Here is a 16,948-nt window from a genome sequence, read left to right on the forward strand (position 1 = left end):
GCTGACAAAAAGTTCAAGCCGTGAATGACATTCTCAATTTTCCTCAGAATAAGTCAGCTCGGTTGTCGGTATTTCCAAATTCACTTCCGCTTTGACCTTGCCAGGGCCACCTCTGAAATGTACTATATCGAAGTAAAAATCAATCAGACCAGATATCATTTAAAAGATAATTCCCGTTTCTATTCAACATATCTCTCATATTTCGATCGACAGTAAATATCTCCATATTGTATATGCACTCACCATCGAGCTTGACCTGTTCAAATGGGACAATGAGGCCTATCAAATGATAATACCATACTTCACCAGGCTTTTTTAAACGGAAATAATCTACACTTTGCTCCAGCGAAACCAGGTCGGCATCGACTCGATTTATCTGATCCGGTTCACCGAACCTGATCAATGTTTCCCCTCTGTGGTCCAGACCTGGAAATGTTTTTTTAGGATATTGCTCCTTCGCAATCCTGACCCTGTTCTCATGTTCAATTCTTCGTTCATTTGCTTTTGTACTGGGAATCGGATCATTCATTTTCCAGAATTTAATTATCCAATTCTCCCTCGCTGACCGTGTTCCAAGAGTAAGATATTGCCTTTTTTGGTATTTATTCAGTAGGAATCGTAATCCCTGATAATATTCTCTTTCCGGTTTACTCAAGAGTTGAAACAGCTCTTCTTCATTGAAAGCAGAAAGATTTTCATTGGTTGAACAAGTAGCGCAGCAGGAAGAATGATGATCAGGTATAGTGAGAATATGATTTTCATTCCAATGTATTCCAATAGTTTCAATAGTACTTTCGTATAACGTTGTGTGAGCTTGCGGCGCGGCCGCAATCCCCTATCGATATATCACCATGCACTCAAGCTCCGCGCGGCCGTAACAGCCGAGGCTGCGTCAGCAGCCGAGTGTGCAAATGCATCTGTTATGTACTTTACACGGATCTCATTGTTTATCTCGAGCTTTATACGCTCGAAGTTCCACTATCATCAGCACTATTATGATTAAGAATATGATCAGTTGAGGGAAAGCGATCCGAATCACAATTAAGTCAAACAGCAATCCAACCAATATAAATGTAAAAATATTGAGAATGATAATCCCGACTGGTATCCAAGATGCAACCCCACGCAGCTGAACACGATTCAACCCTCTCAAGAATTGCAGTAAGCCTACCCCAAGCAGTATCACCCCACCCTGGTAGATCATCACTCGGACAGAACCAATTATGGCAGGATCATCAAGATGTTTCATCAGTTCGGGAATCTGCGATACCTCTCCGAATATTATATGTACAATACCAATGAGTAATATCAGGATTCCTGTCAGAATTGCCACTTCTCCTCCTATAAGTGATGCACCGTCTATAGCGCATAACGTTGTGAGCATTTGCGGCGCGGCCGCAATCCCCTATTTATCTATCACCAAGCACTAAGTTCGGCCGGCCGTGACTGCCGAGTCCTGGCATCGCCAGGCGAGTGCGCAAATGCCTCTATTTACGAATTAATGTTTCAGTTCTGATGCAATTCCCTATGCCAGTACTATACGCATTATATGATAATAATTCTATCTGAAAACATCCTGTTTGTAGATGCAATTGCGAACGATTTGCTACCGCATAACACCCGAATCCTTGAGGATCGAGAGCAGCTTTTCCGCTGTCCTTTCAGGATTGTGCATTGATCTCACAAGCCCCACACCGTTTCTGGAAATAACGTTTCTTTTCTCTCTGTCAGATCGAAGCGTTTCAATAGCCACGGCCAGTTTTTCCGGCTCCCCCTTCGGTACGAGTAATATATCTCTGTCCGCTCTGAAGAGCTCCCTGATCGCCGGAGTATCTGCCGTGATGACTGGCCTTCCCGAAGCGATCCCCTGAAAGACCTTGTTCGGGATGACCAGTTCGGTCTTGGGAGTCGTCCCGAAGATACCGAGAACCAGGTGATGATCGCGAATCAACTGGCTGAGCTTATCCGGCCGGACATATTCCCTGAAAATTATCTTCTCTTCAGGAAGACCTCGCGCGAGTTCTCTTGCGATAGAATATGTCTGCCCGCCTCCGACCATCGTGAATGATACTGGACTCTCCGAAAGATGCCTTGCCGATTTGACGATCGTATCGACGCCGTGAAGAGGCAGGTAAGAACCGTAGAAGAGGACCCTGAAAGGTTCCGATTCGGGGGGTTCCTCGCACAGACCGAATTCCCCATCGTCGAATCCGACGTACAGGGTCTTTATCTTTCCCCTGTCGATACCGAACTCTTCTGAATAATATCGCGCGTGAGCGTCCGTGTCGGCGATGACAAGATCAGCCATCTTCATCGAGGTCCTGTCCAGATTCCTGTTGTGCCACGATGCGGGCGTACCCTCGGTGGCGTCTTCCCTGTCGAGCACCCTTGTAGCATACCTCGAGACGAGGGGATCGAAGACGACCTTCTTCCCCGACATCCTTGCCAGAAACCACGCGAGAGGTACATCCTTGTGCCTGAATTCGGGGACAAAGAACACTTCTCCCCTCTCCCTTGTCCCGAGATACTTCGCGGTAAGGCACGGATATCTTGTGATCACTCTGGACTTCCAGTCGGCGTGGCACTCGTCCACCCTGACACCGATCTTTCGGAGCCCTTTTCTAATGATCCTGTTTCTCGGATATTCCTCGTCGTACCCCCCGAAAAAGAGGATTGAATTATTCCCGCTGCCATCTGATATGCCAGTCATCGGATGATCTTTCTTATCTCATCGAGGACATCATCTACCTCGATATCTTTCATACACCTGTTATCAGGGCAATCTCTGTCCCTGCAGGGAAAACATTCCATATCGACAGAGAGGACCCGATGCTTCTCGGTCACAGGATCCCATACCATCGGATCGGTTGGCCCGAAAAGAGTGACTGTTGGAACGCCCTCAAGCACGGCGATATGCTTCGGGCCCGAATCTATCCCAACAAGAAACCTCAGTCTCCTGATCATAGCGCCGAGCTCCGGTATCTTGATAAGAGGCGGCAATATGGATGATTTCACCGAATCGCGTAGCTTCATGGCATCTTTCTCTTCCCCCGGGCCCCAGATTATCACAGGGATGATATCGAACTCGTAATGTATCTCTCTCGCGAGTTTCGAAAGGTTCTCGATCGGCCACGATTTCGACAGGTAACTGGACGATGCGGTTATCCCGGCGTAACCACCCCTTGTCGAAGGCAGGCCAGCGAAATACTCTTTTGCCCAATCTTCCCCGTAACGAGCGGGGGGAAATCCGATCTCGAGGCTGGCGTCATCACTCCTATTTACCGGCGTCCACGCCATGCCATCGCTACCAGTGACCATCATCTTCATAAGTTCCCTGTTCGTGTCGAGAGTGTAGTATTTTATTTTTCTGCTTTCCTTTTCGAATCTTCTCGGAAGCAGGTAATGATAACACCAATCGTTTCGGCCGGTCTCCATTCCTATCCTGACCTTCGCGCCACTCAGCCAGCTGAGCTGCGCGCTGCCTGGAGAGCTGACAAGGTCCAGTATAAAGTCGTACCTGTCTCTTCTTAGCCTTCTTGCCATCATCAACCACTCGAAGATCCCCTCTTTCAGGATGATCACGCGATCGACCTCTTCGACGCCCAGAAGGGCATCGGAGTATCGTTCCCATACCAGATAGCTGATCTCGGATTCGGGGAATGCTTCCCTCATGCCGCGGACTATAGGTACGGATAGAGCTATATCGCCCAAGGCGAAATATCTGACAATGAGGATCCTGTCGACCCGCCCGAGTTTTGTCAGATCTGGAAGCGGTTTTTTTTGAGCCATCTCACCTCCGGCATTCGTTCGGTTAATATTTGCCTTTTTTACCAGAGAGCCGCCGAGAGCAACTCATCCGCGACATCCGAAGGTCCGATATCTTCCATGCACCCCATATCGCCGCACGTGTGTCTGTCGCACGGCGAACATTCCCGTCCTGCCGTCAGCACGCGAAAAGGCCCCATCTCTTCATATGGAAACCATATCGCCGGATCTGTAGGGCCGAAAAGGGCGACAGTCGGCCTGCCGAGTGCTACGGCAAGATGCATTATTCCTCCATCGTTAGCCACAACAGCATCGCATGATTCGATGATCAAAGCAACATCCCTGACCGCCCGCGGCGAAAGAGTCTCGATGTCCCCCTTGGCTTCCCCGACGAGTCGACCCACGATCTTCTCTTCTCCCGGACCTGTTATCACCACGCAATGGGCGCCAGCCTTCTCCCGGACCAGATCAGCAAGCGCCGCGAAATATTCCGGCGCCCATCTCTTCACCGGCCATTTTCCTCCAGGAACAATAGCGACGATCCTTTCGCACCGTGATTTACCCCGGATCGCGTCGACAACCGCTCTTCCCTTCTCTCTCTCATTATCATCGAGATAGACCTTCGGAATCGCACCGGATATCTCTATATCCACCGCTTTCAGAAAATAGAGATGATGATCGACCGCGCTTTTTACTCCCGGCGGAACATCGACCGCAGAAGTATAAAGCTTTTCCCTGAACCGCCTCCTGCCTCCGATCCTTACCGGTATCCCTGACAGAAATAAAAGATTGGCGCTCGCCGGGTTGTAGAAAAGATCTATCGCCGCGATAAATCTCATCTTCCTTAAAAGCGAGACCGTTCTGTGAAAGCCTCCGATCCCGGGCTGAAGCTCGATGATACCGCGGAGCACCGGGTGGTTTCTGAGGATATCAGCGTACCCTGGCTGCGCGAGATAGCAGATCTCCGCGCCGGGATACTTCCTTCCAAGGGCTTCAAGTACAGGAGTGGTGATGATCACATCACCGAGAAATCTCAGCCTCGTGACGAGTATCTTCAGTTTGCGCCCTCTTCTTCGAGCCTCTACGGCAAGATCCACATCAGTCCTTCCCGCGCACCCTGGCTATGATCTCACTGCTTGAACGCGATTTCCTGTCCCCGGTGATGATCGTCCTGCACCCGACAGAGATCGAGCTCTCAAGCTCCGGGACATCGTCTATCATATAATCGGTCCCCTTGGCGTGCACGTCTGGCCTCAGTTCCCTTATCACCAGGTCCGCGGTCAGCCCTGGAAAGATCAGTATATAATCGACACACCTTAGAGCCGCCAAGATCTCTGCCCTCTCGACATCGGGGACGACTGGCCTGCCGGCACCCTTCAGCTTCCGCGCCGACGCATCGTCATTTATGGCAACGACCATTATTTCGCCTTCTCTTGCAGCTTCTTCAAGATACCTTATATGGCCGGCATGCAGAATATCGAAACAGCCATTTGCAAGCACGATCCGCATTCCCGCTTCGCGGTGTGCGCCGAGGACTATCATAAGCTCTCCGGTCTTGTCGAATATCCTTTTCATGTTTCCTTCGTCTCTCCGTTTCTATTTTCCGGGCCTGTTGCCATCCAGCAGCCGATAAAAGCCGGTCTCCATTTTATCGCAGAGTCTTTCCCACGAAAATTCAGCTACTTTTTGCCTGGCCTTCTCTCCCAGTCTTTTCCTCAGTACGGGATCCTCTGCCAGTCTCTTCACTGCTCTCCCTATGAACCATGAATTTCGAAATGGCACTACCAGCGCAGACTCACAATCTACGGCGAAATCGCCAGTGCCGCTTCCAGTAGTCACGATAGCCAGGGAGCAGGCGGCAGCTTCCGCGGCAGTATTGTTCCAGCCGGCCCTTTTCTCTGCTGTGACGAAAATGTCTGCCCCCCTGTAGACCTCCCGGAGAGATTCCTGCGATATGTTCGAGTAGAACCTGAAAGGAACTCCAGGATCGAACCCTATCCTCCCGTCAACGCTCCCGCCGACAGCGCTGTCGAAAAGATGAAGCTCGACCCTGTGACCTTTGCGGTAAAGATCGGCCGCCGCCTTCACGGCGAACCTCGTCCCCTTTCTCGGCCGGGATAACCTGCCGTAGCAGAGGATGTTGAGCTTTTCCCCTCTTAGCCGGTCGCAAAAGGGGCCTTCTCCTCCCTTATCGACACTGATTTCCCTATCAGTGCCTGGACAGAAAAAGTCAGGATCTACTCCTCCTATCCCATCAATCGGTTCGATCGAATAACTCCTTCTCACCCTTCTGGCAAGCCTGGACGAATTGACCATCAGGTGAAGGGTTCTGTCGCGCGCTATCTCGCGCTCTTCTTTGAGGCCCTCGATCTGAAGGTAAAATACAGATGCTTTCGCCTTTGCTCCCTTGACCGCGTCTATATATTCGGGGCTGCCGGTAAGAAGGATATCTTGACTTGATCCCGCCAGGTCATCGATCTTCCCGGTCTTCCCTTCGAACCCCAGCCACAAAGGCTTCTCCCCTGACGGAGTATATATCGTAAAACTGTGCCCCCTCGAAACGAAGATATTTCCGAGCTCAATATATCTTCTCACTCCGCCAAAGACCATCATGTGGGGAAGAAGAGCTCCTATATTCATTCTCGCTCCGCCGCGTTGAGTTTTTTCCGTATCTGCCCCGACTCATAGATACTTTCCGCCTGGGTAAATATCACGAGATACCGGTCTGCAGGTCGAAAAGCATCCTGTATATACCATCTTTTTCTATAAGTTCCGCGTGGCTTCCACTCTGATCAACCCGTCCGTCCTTTATAACTACTATACGATCAGCGTTTCTTACAGTCGATAGCCTGTGCGCTATCACAAGAGTCGTGCGCCCTTTTACGAGCCTTTCGATCGCCTCCTGCACAAGCTTTTCGCTTTCCGAGTCGAGCGCGCTCGTAGCTTCATCAAGGATCAGGATCCTCGGGTTCTTAAGCAGTGCCCTTGCAATCGCTATCCGCTGCCTCTCCCCTCCCGAGAGCTGCGCTCCTCGGTCGCCGACGACAGAATCATATCGATCCGGCAACGCTGATATGAAATCGTGCGCGTTCGCCGCCTTTGCCACCTCTACGACCCTGTCGATCGACGCGGTACTGTCCGCGTAAGCTATATTGTTCAATATCGTATCGTTAAATAGGACCGTCTCCTGCGTGACAACGCCGATCATCGAACGAAGCGAGGCGAGGTCGATGGTAGTGATATCCCTTCCGTCAATCGTGACAGCGCCGGAATCGGGCCGGTAAAACCTCGGGAGCAGATCGGCTATCGTCGACTTGCCTGCTCCACTCGGCCCGACGAGCGCGACTACCTCTCCCTTTCTTATGACCATATCTATCCCGCTCAGCACTGTGGTCCCTTTCCTGTAGGCAAACGAGACGTTCCTGTAAGCTATCTCCTTCTCAAAATCGTCGATCACGATACCTCCGGGATCGTCATACTCTCCCGGCGCATCGATGATCTCGAAGACCCTTCTTCCCGAGGCAAGACCCACCTGGACGACGTTGTTAAGCTTGCTGAGGTTTCTTACCGGTCCGACGACCCATAACATCGCCACGATGAACATGATAAGATATGATGCGCTAATCTCCCCCGAGATCACAAGCCTTCCTCCGTACCATATTATGATCACCGAGGCGACAAGAGCAAGCATCTCGCTCCCGGGAGAAGCGAGCTCGGCGTATTTTCTCATCCTGAGATATTCCATGAGATATCTCGCGCTGAAAAGATCGAACTTCCTTTTTTCCCTCTCTTCCATCCTGAACGCCTTGACGACCCTGATTCCCGATACCGTCTCCTGTATGACCGAGGTCATATCGGACATCCTCTCCTGCGCTCTGCGTGATCTCTTCCTCAGCTTTCCTCCTATCACCGAGATCATAAGTATATTCACCGGAACGATGATCACAGTAAGAAGCGCAAGTTTCCAGGAGGTATAGAATATTATCACCGCCGCCACGGCAGTCATCAGAGAATTCCTTATAAGGCTCGCGAGGCTACCGACGATCGTTCCCCTCAGATTGGTGACATCGCTCGTGATCCTCGATATGAGGTCGCCAGTCCTGCGCCTTTCGAAAAAGGAAAGTGGCAAGTCCTGCATCCTGCCGTACAGCTTCCTCCTGATATTGTGCAGAATCGACTGTTCAAGGAATATCGTCAGGTATGTACTCATATAGCCGAAGAAGTTCTTCACGAACATAAGCAGAAAGAACAGGAGACAGAATCGGGCGAGCTTCTCAAAGGGACTGCCGCGGAAGATCATCGCTCTTGCCAACGTCCTTATCCCTTCGACCCTCTCCCTGATGGCGCCCGGCACGTTATCGGAGATGTCTTCGCCGGAAGATACTTTCCACTCGACAGCGGCGCTCTCTTCAGTGAAAAGTATCTGCAAAAACGGCGGGATGAGCGTAAGTGAGACACCGCTCAGGACAGCAAATATCGAAGTGCATAAAAAAAGAAGGACAAGTTTTCGCCAGAAAGGCCAGAGGAAGGATAAAAGCCTGAGATAAAGTCGCCCGTCACCCCGTGGTTGCACCCCTGTCCCGCCTTCCGGTGAAAAAGATCAGATCGTGATACCCTCTTTCGTCGCGAGGACCTCTTCCACTTTCGAGAAGAAACTTTTCAGCGAGAGTTTCTCTCCTTTCACACCCTTGAAGACCCTTACGTTCGAGGCGTAATCGGGGACCCAGTTCTTGTCGTCATACCTTGTGAATACAGCCAGCGTGGGTACGTCAAGAGCCGCCGAGAAATGAAAGAGATCGGTATTCCCGGTCATGAAGAGATCGCACTGCGACAGAAGGGCGAGAGTCTCGCTTATCCCCATCTGTTCGAGGTCGATCACCTCTCCCTTCAGTTCGCCCGTGAAGCGTTCGATCGTCTTCATATCCACCGGGTTCATCAAAACGAGAAATTTCAGCTTCAGGCGTCCTGCGAGGTTGTTCGCCAGGTATATCATTATCTCGGGGATGACATTATGCCTTGTCTTGCTCTTGCCCGGGTCTATTCCAACCGTGATGACCCCTTTTTCAGGTTTTCTGAAATGTATCAGCTGCCTCGCGTGTGCTATATCCGCCGCTGGAAGGGTGATCCGGCGATCGCATTCTTTCACGCCAAGCCCCATCGCGCCGAGAAGTCGCACTATGCTGTTACCGATATAACTGTCTTCCGACACCCTGACCTCGCAATTTATGAACGGGAAGGCCATTGGATGGGCGAACCCGATCCTTATTCGAGCACCCGAGAGAAAAGCGAGGAGATACCTTTCAAGCGACATCTGCCTGCTTATCAGTATCGTCGTGTCGATCTGCTCCTTCTTGAGTTTTCTTGAAAGGGCCATGTAATCGGATTTGAGGATCTTCATCTGTTTAGGTTCGTAGGAGATAATGGTATTGAGTCTCATGACGCTTTTCGCCACTCCCGCGTGCTTCCTGTCTACCAGCATCATCAATTTGATATCGGGATAGTAATCCCGGAACCAGTTGACCATCGGCGCGGCGAAAAGAATGTCTGTCATATCTCCGGAATCGAAGAACAGGATCCTTTTAGACCTGATAAGATCGTCCGGCAGGGAAAAAGGCTTGTCCTTTCGCATCTTTTTCAGAAAGATGGAGATCGTCTTCGACATAAGAAGTTTTTCATTCTTCTTCTCGTACGTCACCTTGACTCCTTTTCAGTCTTTTTCCCGGGCGAACGGCCGCAAAGTGCCATTTCAATCGCCTGATCGACCCTGTCTATCATCTCGAAAGTCACTTCATTCTTTATCTTTTCGGGAATATCCTCAAGTTCTTTTCTGTTCGAAGAGGGAATTATTATCGTTCTTATCCCGGCCCTGTGAGCGGCAATAACCTTGTCCTTTATACCGCCGACGGCTAGAACCTTCCCTGTCAGCGTGATCTCGCCTGTCATCGCGATATCGTTGCGTACTTTGCTTTTTGTCGCGAGAGAAGCGAGGGCGGTAGAAATCGCGACACCCGCGCTCGGACCGTCCTTGGGGACTGCTCCCGACGGAATATGAAGGTGTATGTCATGGTCCTCGAAGAATTTTTCATCAGCCCCTCCGCTCGAACAGAAAGACCTCACGTAGCTGAGCGCCGCCTCGGCTGATTCCTTCATCACCTCGCCGAGCTGGCCAGTGAGCTTTATCTTTCCGTCTCCCTTCATCGCCAGAGCCTCTATAAACAGTATCACCCCTCCAGTCGCCGTCTTGGCCATGCCGGTCGAGACGCCGATCTCAGCCTCGCCCAGCATATCCTGTCCGGGATAATCCTTGCCTCCAAGATATTTCCTGAGGTTTCGCGTCGAGACCCTGTATGGGCCTTTCCTGCCTTCAACGAGCTTTCGCGCCACTTTGCGCGCGATACTACCGATCTTGCGCTGAAGCTCGCGGACTCCCGCTTCCCTCGTGTAGCGCTCGACAATCTCGACCAGCGCGTCATCGGTTATCTCGAGTCTGCCTTTTTTTACGCCGTTCTCTTCAAGTTCGGCGGGCAGAAGGAACCTTCTCGCGATCTCCACTTTCTCACTGGTGATATATCCGGGGATCTCGATCACTTCCATCCTGTCCTGCAGGGCTGCCGGAATCGTATCGGTCACGTTTGATGTCGTAATAAAGAGCACCTTAGAGAGATCGAAGGGTATATTTAGATAGTTATCGACGAAAGAGCTGTTCTGCTGGGGATCGAGTACCTCAAGAAGAGCAGAGGAGGGATCCCCCTTGTAATCGTTACCAAGTTTGTCTATCTCATCGAGCATAAATACAGGATTGTTGCTTCCCGCGGTCTGTATCCCCTGGATTATCCTCCCCGGCATCGCCCCGATATATGTCCTCCTGTGCCCCCTGATCTCCGCTTCATCCCTTATTCCGCCAAGAGACATCCTTACGAAATTCCTTCCCGTCGCCGAAGCGATACTCATCCCGAGCGAAGTCTTCCCGACTCCTGGAGGTCCGGTGAAACAGATGATCGAACCCTTCCCCCCCTTTCTCAGTTTTCTTACGGCGAGGAATTCGAGGATCCTCTCTTTCGCTTCCTCGAGATCGTAATGATCCCTGTCGAGTACTTCTTTCGCTTTCTTTATATCGATGATATCATCTGTCGAAGCCTCCCATGGCAGTTCTATCAACCATTCGAGGTATCTCCTCGACACGGAGTACTCCGACGAACTGGTATTCATCCGCGATATCCTGTTCCATTCCTTTATTGACGCTTCCCTGGCGTGGTCAGGCATCGCCTTGCCGTCTATCTGGTCCTTGAGCTCATCGAGTTCCTCGGCAAGACCTTCGTCACCGAGCTCTTTCTGTATGACCCTTATCTGCTGCCTGAGATAATATTCCCTCTGTTCCTTGTCCATCTCCTCATTGACGCCGGATCGTATCTGCTCACCGATCCTGGCGATCTCGATCTCGCGGTTGATCCTTTCGTAGATATATTCGAGACGGCTGATCGGATCGCTCATCTCGAGAGCCTTCTGCTTCTCGCCGATATCGAGATCTATATTCGCCGCCAGGAGATCACCGAGCCTGCCAGGATCCTTTATCCCGGGAATGACATTCCTGAGGTCATCAGGGTAGCTCTCTGAATGGTCCATCAATCTGAAAAAGGCGTTATTGACGTTGACCATCACAGCTTTTGCCTGCTGGTCGACCTCTTCACTCTCTTCCAGGATTTTTATCCTGGCTCTCATGAACGGAACATCATCGGTAAAATGTAAAATCTCTATCCTGGAAAGTCCCTGCCCTATGATCCTGATATGGCCGTCGGGGAAACGGGCCATTTTCTGTATCTGCATCGCGCAGCCTGTGTAGTAGAGATCGAGAGGCCCCGGCGCGTCAACGCTCCTGTCGACCTGCGTGAATACCCCGACTATCCTGTTTCCATCGAGAGCTTCCTCGATCAGCCGGATAAGGTTGGCGTCGCTGATGATCAGTGGCACCAGCATGTAAGGGAAAACGACTCCGTCATTTATGGGGATAACGGCAAGTTCGTCCTCGATCTGCCTGATTAAATCGGTATTATTCTCCGACACCGTGCCTTCTTTCGGTCTGTTGAGGGATATTTATCCCGCATAACGGGTTAGAGAATAGATTAAGGACCGGTCCAAGTCAATTTGAAAAAGGATTTTTATAAAAACAGGGGCGCTGAAAGCGCCCCCGCGCGATGATTATCTTTTCCAGGAGACGGAAGACCATCCTGGCCTGGTCATCTTCTGTCTGAAGCCTTGCTATCGCTGACTGGAATCTCCTGGTTGCCGGGGCTGTAGACATAGCTTCCTCCGTTGAACCTCTTGATGTCAATATCCCAGTCGGCAAGATTGTTCTTGTCATTGAAGGTCAGGGTGTAGATCAGGATCGACCTTGAGTCCTCGTTGTGGACATAGTAGACCCAGTATTCGTTGGGCCCGTTTTTCGACAGGAGATAGACGTTGGGAAGCCCCCACGACGCCATGACTTCGTTTCCCTCCATCCCGCGTACTATCTCTCCGGAAAGAATATTCTCGCCGAATCTGCATTCGGGATGTTTTTTAACATAATCTTCCCTCTCGCAGAGATCGACAAGCTCTTCCCTTTCTACCATCGGAAAACATGAACACCCCAGGGAAAATATCAGGGAAAGCGATACTATCGATAAAAACACCTTATTCATGTTTTCCTCCTGACTTGCTGATGCTACCGCCAGACAGCGTGTTTTGCGGGTCGAATACGAATATACCGCAACGCCTGTGGCGCCGCGGTAATATCGATCACCATGACCGGTCTATCGCACACAATAGCCCTCCAAAGCATTTCAACCCTGCATTAATAATTTTATCCGGATTTTCCTGATTGTCAACCCATGAACCCTTACGCGGCAGGTATATATCTTATATATATCAGGCAAGATCGTTGCTACTTCGTCATTTCTGCTCTCCGGCAGCTTTCAGGCCGAAAGGATGGACGGTGAATAGAAATATCCTCACTCCGGGAAATTCCCACGATTCGGTCTGCTCTGAACGCCTGGAAAGGGCTGATATCGCAAGGCGCCCCGGATCGACATCCCATTCCCTGCACTGGATATACCAGATCCTTTGATTGCTTTCAACGTATTCAGCGATCTTCCGACTGGTATCCTCAGCCCCCCTTTCCACCGGGATATACCCCACTACCCGGTTCGTTCCCGTATAATAATGCGCGAATACCGGTTCGAATCCGGGAACGAGGATCAGATCGCCCGGCTGTTCGGCCGAAACGATCACCTTCGCTCCCGAGCGCATATCATCTCTCGCGTAGAGAGGATCGAAATGATAATTCCACGCGGAAAGTGCCATTATAATAGTAATAGCCGCCATGACAGCTATCCTGAAGACCTTTTTTTCAGGGACGCCGAAAGCCAGCAGAGCGATAAAAACTGGAAAAGCGCTCATAAGATACCTGATATTGAACACCTTGATATTAAGCATCGCCGCCAGGGTCGCGGCTCCGATCGTCACTGTCAGGATGGAAAGGAAAAGAAGAAAGACTCCCTTTCGCGCCGACATGATGATCCCGCGCAGCGCCAAAAGCCCGAAAACGAGAGAGACCGCTATGAGATGAAAACCGTACCTTCCCAGAAGCGCCATGACCGAGGATGCTTCTCGCAGGCTACGAAGGTCCGGGCCGAATGAGAATCCTGTAGAGAAGGCATACAGGATATAAGGATAGGACCATCGGCTGATAGTCAGTTCACCTCTCAGCTTCGATTCGTCGGGAAGCGCCGAGATATCGACGACCTCGATCTGCCTTAGAAAATATATTTCCCTGTATATCCACGGAGATACCATGGCAAATGTTATTAGCGCCGCAACGAGGCCATAGCGAAGGTGATCGCCTTTGACCTTCCCCGTTACCAGTATGAAGACGAGAAGTCCCGCGCAGAGAAAAAGAGCCATGAAATGCGAAAGGCAGGCCAGGCCGAGGGTGATCCCCAGGATTATCCCCGATCTTCTTCCGGGTCTTTCGAGAAAACCCCTGAAAGCTATCATCGAAAGGGTGACAAAGAGGATAAGCAGCGAATAGAACCTCAGCTCCTGCGAATAGTAGATATGAAGGGGATTGAGAGCAAGTATCCAGGCAGCCGTCAAAGCAACGGTCCCGGTAGCTATCATCCTTACCCAGCGATATATGAAGAATACGGAAAGGACGCCGGCAATGGCGCCCGGAGTCCTCAACCAGGCTTCGCTCTTTCCGGCAATACTCCAGAAGTGCATTACCAGCGAATAGAGAGGGCCGTGCATATCCCAGAGGATCTTTCTCCAGTATGATATCGGAGCCGGTGGCGACGCGTATGAACCTATCGTCAATATCTCGTCGACCCAGAACGACTGGTGCCCCAACCTGACAAAACGCATCAGCGCCGCGATGAAGATTATCGCGGCAAGGATCATCCATTCGCGCCTTACCCTGTCCATCTCTTTCATGTGACCTTTATACCTTATACTAAAGCTATTTTCCAGTTGAAAAAGATCTTTATTCGTTTCAGTATGATAAGAATGCGGGGGGAAAATAACATCGGTACCGATATCTATATAGGTCCGGCCGGCTGGTCATACCAGGACTGGACGGGAAAGGTCTATCCGCCCGGAAAAAAGATCGACCATCTCCTTTACATCTCGAAATATTTTAACTGCATAGAATTGAACAGTTCTTTCTATCGCGTTCCCTCAAGATCTCTCGTATCAAGCTGGCATGACCGGCTGGGCGATTCCAAGGGGTTCAGACTGAACGTGAAACTCCATCAGAAGTTCACCCATGAAAGGGATATCTCCTCTGCCGCTGTCGGATCGTTTATTGACAGGTTTTCCCCCCTCGCCGAAAGCGGGCTGCTCGGCGCGTATCTCATGCAGTTTCCCTGGTCATTCAGGATGAACGATGAGAACACCAGGTACCTTGCCCGGCTCGCCGGACATTTCAGAGGACATCCGCTCGCCGCTGAGGTCCGGCACGGCTCATGGGCCTGCGGGGAAGCTCTTGAGATATTCGAGGAAAATAAGATCGCCTTCTGCAACATAGACCAGCCGGTCATAGGTGATTCGCTCGGACCGACGAACCATGTCACTGATCCCTCGACAGGATATATCCGGCTTCACGGCAGAAACCATTCGAACTGGTTCAGGAAAGAGGCGGGAAGAGATGCGAGGTACGATTATCTATACACTACCCGGGAGATCGGAGAATGGCATGAGCGCGCGAAGAAGATGGCGGGAAAAGTCAAAGAGCTTTTTATAATAACAAACAATCATTTCCAGGGCCAGGCTCTCGCGAACGCCCTTCAGATCAGGGCGCTCATCGAAAACGGCAGGGTCGAGGTCCCGCCCGCCCTTCAGCGATCGTACCCTCACCTGCGTGACATTTCGCTGACCGGACCGGACACGCTCGATCTCTCCCTTTGACAACTCCGCGCAAGACAATACGATCGGCGATCGGTCAGATATCATTCCTGGAAGACGGTGAAGGTCAGGATATTACATTGATAAGTATGATCGCCGAAAATAAAAGGAACAGGTAGAAAAGAAGCCTCGGTGGAGATATGTACAGTTTTTTCGCTTTCTCCACCACCGGATGGGCAGTCTTTTCGACCTCGACCAGGGAAGACATGCAGAACTGGCAGAACTCGTCATCCTTCTTCGCTGGAAAACCGCATTTCGGACAAAGGATCGACCCGTTCTTCTTCCCCTTTACCTGGATGTCGGATGCTTTCTTCTTCTCGACCTCTGGTTTTTTAGCCTCTATCCTTCCTCTTCCCCCCGCCTCTACTATGAGGGAAAGCAGGCCGTTCGCCTTCGATTTCGAGGGTCCCGACCAGATCACCGGGTTGCTGTCGTTTATCATATGCTTTACCCTGGTGACAGGGATATTGGCAAGGATACTGAACTTAATAGCGAATGAATCCAGCGTCTCGATCTCTCTCTCCACGCCGTCAAAGAGAACGGAATAAATCTTCCTCTTCATCATCGGCGTATCGCCAAAATAGAAATCGCCTGCTTCGCTGTTTGTCTCTCTCTGCTTTGTTCCAGTCATGACATTCCTCCACTTTGGGCCAAAATGCATCTTTTATGCCATGATCATACCTGGAACGACAGTGGAAGACTTGACGAAAAGCCCCTAGGGAGAAGGCGCGTCGACCATTTCACATACTGTCTCGCTGCGCCATCCCTCCAAGCCGCTCATATTGACGGCGGAGACCCTGTAGCAGTAAACCATATTCCCGATCAGGTCCTCGTCGACGTAACTCGTAACTTCAGTAGAATCTACCAGTTCCGCGACACCATACGACTCGTAGAAATAATAGATCCTGAAGACCCTTACCTCGTCGAGCAATTCAGCAGGGTAATCCCATTCCAGCAAGGCGCTGTTCACTCCCGGAGTCACTGAAAGGCCGGTCGGCCTTTCCGGAGCATCGAATAAAAAGGCGGCAGGTGAATCTCCATGTTCATTGCTGCACGCCGGAACGATAATAATCGAGAATAAAAGGAATAATATTGCAACACGCCACATAATGATCTCACCTTCCTAAAAGGAAAAACTCTTTGAAACGAGAAAACCGTCATTTCTGATCTCAAGCGTCAGGGGTGGATATTCAGCCTCCGGCCCCCAGACCATATCGGCAATATTGATCAACCATACTCCGGCGGCGACGCCGAGAAAGGTGTTTCTGTATCCATGATAACTATCGGCGTCTTCCCATTGGGAGACCATCTCTCTGTAGTACGCGTCAGCATCCCCTATGTACTCGGCATTCTGATAGAGGACTTTCGCGCGCTCGTAAGCTTCGACGCTTCTGTCATACTGGATGTCGGTTATTCCCAGTCCGATCAGGGCGACAAGCTCAATCCCCATAAAAGCGGTCGCGCGCGTATATCTGCCGGTCCTGTACTGTCCCAGTCCCGGAAACAAGATTGAGTACATGATATCTTCGCTGTCTTTCGCGCTGAGCGGCGAAGCGCATATGGTGACGATCACTGCCAGTACCAGCAGAAAAGTTCTTCGCATATCGTTTCCTTTCTTCATCATCGTCTTATTGATATTTCAGATGCCTCTGTTCTCTTTACGCATCGATCTCACGATTTGTTACAGAGATCTTCTCATAATATCGAAAATAAACAATAGCAGATTGACACTTCGATGAAAAGTCCT

Annotated in this window: 16 protein-coding genes; 1 reads left to right on the top strand and 15 read right to left on the bottom strand. The window is 50.8% G+C overall.

Annotation, left to right across the window (positions count from 1 at the left end; translation table 11 throughout):
• Nucleotides 1–139 precede the first annotated feature (139 nt).
• The 12 genes from JW814_07625 to JW814_07680 form a co-directional block, all read right to left on the bottom strand.
• Entirely contained in the window at nucleotides 140–655 is a 516-nt protein-coding gene (locus tag JW814_07625; GenBank protein MBN2071308.1) for a GWxTD domain-containing protein, read from the bottom strand.
• 285 nt (nucleotides 656–940) lie between these two features.
• Nucleotides 941–1,333: a hypothetical protein gene (locus tag JW814_07630; protein ID MBN2071309.1), complete on the bottom strand. Its 393-nt coding sequence runs from the start codon at nucleotides 1,331–1,333 to the stop codon at nucleotides 941–943.
• A gap of 273 nt (nucleotides 1,334–1,606) precedes the next feature.
• On the bottom strand, nucleotides 1,607–2,710 hold the full coding sequence (locus JW814_07635) for a glycosyltransferase (protein MBN2071310.1): 1,104 nt from the start codon (nucleotides 2,708–2,710) through the stop codon (nucleotides 1,607–1,609).
• Complete coding sequence (locus JW814_07640; protein ID MBN2071311.1) at nucleotides 2,707–3,789, bottom strand: glycosyltransferase family 9 protein; 1,083 nt, start codon at nucleotides 3,787–3,789, stop codon at nucleotides 2,707–2,709. Before JW814_07640 ends, JW814_07635 begins: the two co-directional genes overlap by 4 nt.
• A 38-nt stretch (nucleotides 3,790–3,827) precedes the next feature.
• Entirely contained in the window at nucleotides 3,828–4,862 is a 1,035-nt protein-coding gene (locus tag JW814_07645) for a glycosyltransferase family 9 protein (GenBank protein ID MBN2071312.1), read from the bottom strand.
• Between the two features lies 1 nt (nucleotide 4,863).
• Entirely contained in the window at nucleotides 4,864–5,340 is a 477-nt protein-coding gene (locus JW814_07650; protein ID MBN2071313.1) for an adenylyltransferase/cytidyltransferase family protein, read from the bottom strand.
• 21 nt (nucleotides 5,341–5,361) lie between these two features.
• A complete protein-coding gene (locus tag JW814_07655; GenBank protein MBN2071314.1) occupies nucleotides 5,362–6,405 on the bottom strand; it encodes a glycosyltransferase family 4 protein in 1,044 nt (347 codons plus the stop codon).
• Nucleotides 6,406–6,475: 70 nt separating this feature from the next.
• Nucleotides 6,476–8,338: an ABC transporter ATP-binding protein gene (locus JW814_07660; GenBank protein ID MBN2071315.1), complete on the bottom strand. Its 1,863-nt coding sequence runs from the start codon at nucleotides 8,336–8,338 to the stop codon at nucleotides 6,476–6,478.
• A 27-nt stretch (nucleotides 8,339–8,365) separates the two neighbouring features.
• Nucleotides 8,366–9,460 carry a glycosyltransferase family 9 protein gene (locus JW814_07665; GenBank protein ID MBN2071316.1) on the bottom strand — a complete coding sequence of 365 codons (1,095 nt, stop codon included), beginning with the start codon at nucleotides 9,458–9,460 and terminating at the stop codon, nucleotides 8,366–8,368.
• Nucleotides 9,457–11,739 carry an endopeptidase La gene (gene lon, locus JW814_07670; GenBank protein MBN2071317.1) on the bottom strand — a complete coding sequence of 761 codons (2,283 nt, stop codon included), beginning with the start codon at nucleotides 11,737–11,739 and terminating at the stop codon, nucleotides 9,457–9,459. Before lon ends, JW814_07665 begins: the two co-directional genes overlap by 4 nt.
• Nucleotides 11,740–11,999: 260 nt before the next feature.
• Nucleotides 12,000–12,443, bottom strand: coding sequence for a hypothetical protein (locus JW814_07675; protein ID MBN2071318.1), 444 nt, complete (start codon nucleotides 12,441–12,443; stop codon nucleotides 12,000–12,002).
• A gap of 250 nt (nucleotides 12,444–12,693) precedes the next feature.
• A complete protein-coding gene (locus JW814_07680; protein MBN2071319.1) occupies nucleotides 12,694–14,232 on the bottom strand; it encodes a glycosyltransferase family 39 protein in 1,539 nt (512 codons plus the stop codon).
• 36 nt (nucleotides 14,233–14,268) lie between these two features.
• Here JW814_07680 and JW814_07685 point away from each other — a divergent pair, with 36 nt between their 5' ends.
• Nucleotides 14,269–15,204 carry a DUF72 domain-containing protein gene (locus JW814_07685; protein ID MBN2071320.1) on the top strand — a complete coding sequence of 312 codons (936 nt, stop codon included), beginning with the start codon at nucleotides 14,269–14,271 and terminating at the stop codon, nucleotides 15,202–15,204.
• A gap of 64 nt (nucleotides 15,205–15,268) precedes the next feature.
• Here the strand turns inward: JW814_07685 and JW814_07690 are convergent, their stop codons facing one another.
• From JW814_07690 to JW814_07700, 3 genes are all read right to left on the bottom strand, one after another.
• Nucleotides 15,269–15,832: a hypothetical protein gene (locus tag JW814_07690; protein ID MBN2071321.1), complete on the bottom strand. Its 564-nt coding sequence runs from the start codon at nucleotides 15,830–15,832 to the stop codon at nucleotides 15,269–15,271.
• Between the two features lie 84 nt (nucleotides 15,833–15,916).
• The gene (locus JW814_07695; GenBank protein ID MBN2071322.1) at nucleotides 15,917–16,309 is read right to left on the bottom strand and encodes a fibronectin type III domain-containing protein; all 393 of its coding nucleotides are present in this window, start codon (nucleotides 16,307–16,309) and stop codon (nucleotides 15,917–15,919) included.
• Nucleotides 16,310–16,324: 15 nt separating this feature from the next.
• A complete protein-coding gene (locus JW814_07700) occupies nucleotides 16,325–16,804 on the bottom strand; it encodes a hypothetical protein (protein MBN2071323.1) in 480 nt (159 codons plus the stop codon).
• Between the last annotated feature and the right edge of the window lie 144 nt (nucleotides 16,805–16,948).

The organism is Candidatus Krumholzibacteriota bacterium, assembly GCA_016932415.1.
In the GTDB taxonomy this organism is placed as follows: domain Bacteria; phylum Krumholzibacteriota; class Krumholzibacteriia; order Krumholzibacteriales; family Krumholzibacteriaceae; genus Krumholzibacterium.

Bases quoted from the DNA above. Each gene is read 5' to 3' on its own strand.
- JW814_07635 (MBN2071310.1), bottom strand. From the start codon at position 2,710: ATGACTGGCATATCAGATGGCAGCGGGAATAATTCAATCCTCTTTTTC.
- JW814_07695 (MBN2071322.1), bottom strand. From the start codon at position 16,309: ATGTGGCGTGTTGCAATATTATTCCTTTTATTCTCGATTATTATCGTT.
- lon (MBN2071317.1), bottom strand. From the start codon at position 11,739: ATGCTGGTGCCACTGATCATCAGCGACGCCAACCTTATCCGGCTGATC.
- JW814_07655 (MBN2071314.1), bottom strand. From the start codon at position 6,405: ATGAATATAGGAGCTCTTCTTCCCCACATGATGGTCTTTGGCGGAGTG.
- JW814_07690 (MBN2071321.1), bottom strand. From the start codon at position 15,832: ATGACTGGAACAAAGCAGAGAGAGACAAACAGCGAAGCAGGCGATTTC.
- JW814_07640 (MBN2071311.1), bottom strand. From the start codon at position 3,789: ATGGCTCAAAAAAAACCGCTTCCAGATCTGACAAAACTCGGGCGGGTC.
- JW814_07680 (MBN2071319.1), bottom strand. From the start codon at position 14,232: ATGAAAGAGATGGACAGGGTAAGGCGCGAATGGATGATCCTTGCCGCG.
- JW814_07675 (MBN2071318.1), bottom strand. From the start codon at position 12,443: ATGAATAAGGTGTTTTTATCGATAGTATCGCTTTCCCTGATATTTTCC.
- JW814_07650 (MBN2071313.1), bottom strand. From the start codon at position 5,340: ATGAAAAGGATATTCGACAAGACCGGAGAGCTTATGATAGTCCTCGGC.
- JW814_07700 (MBN2071323.1), bottom strand. From the start codon at position 16,804: ATGCGAAGAACTTTTCTGCTGGTACTGGCAGTGATCGTCACCATATGC.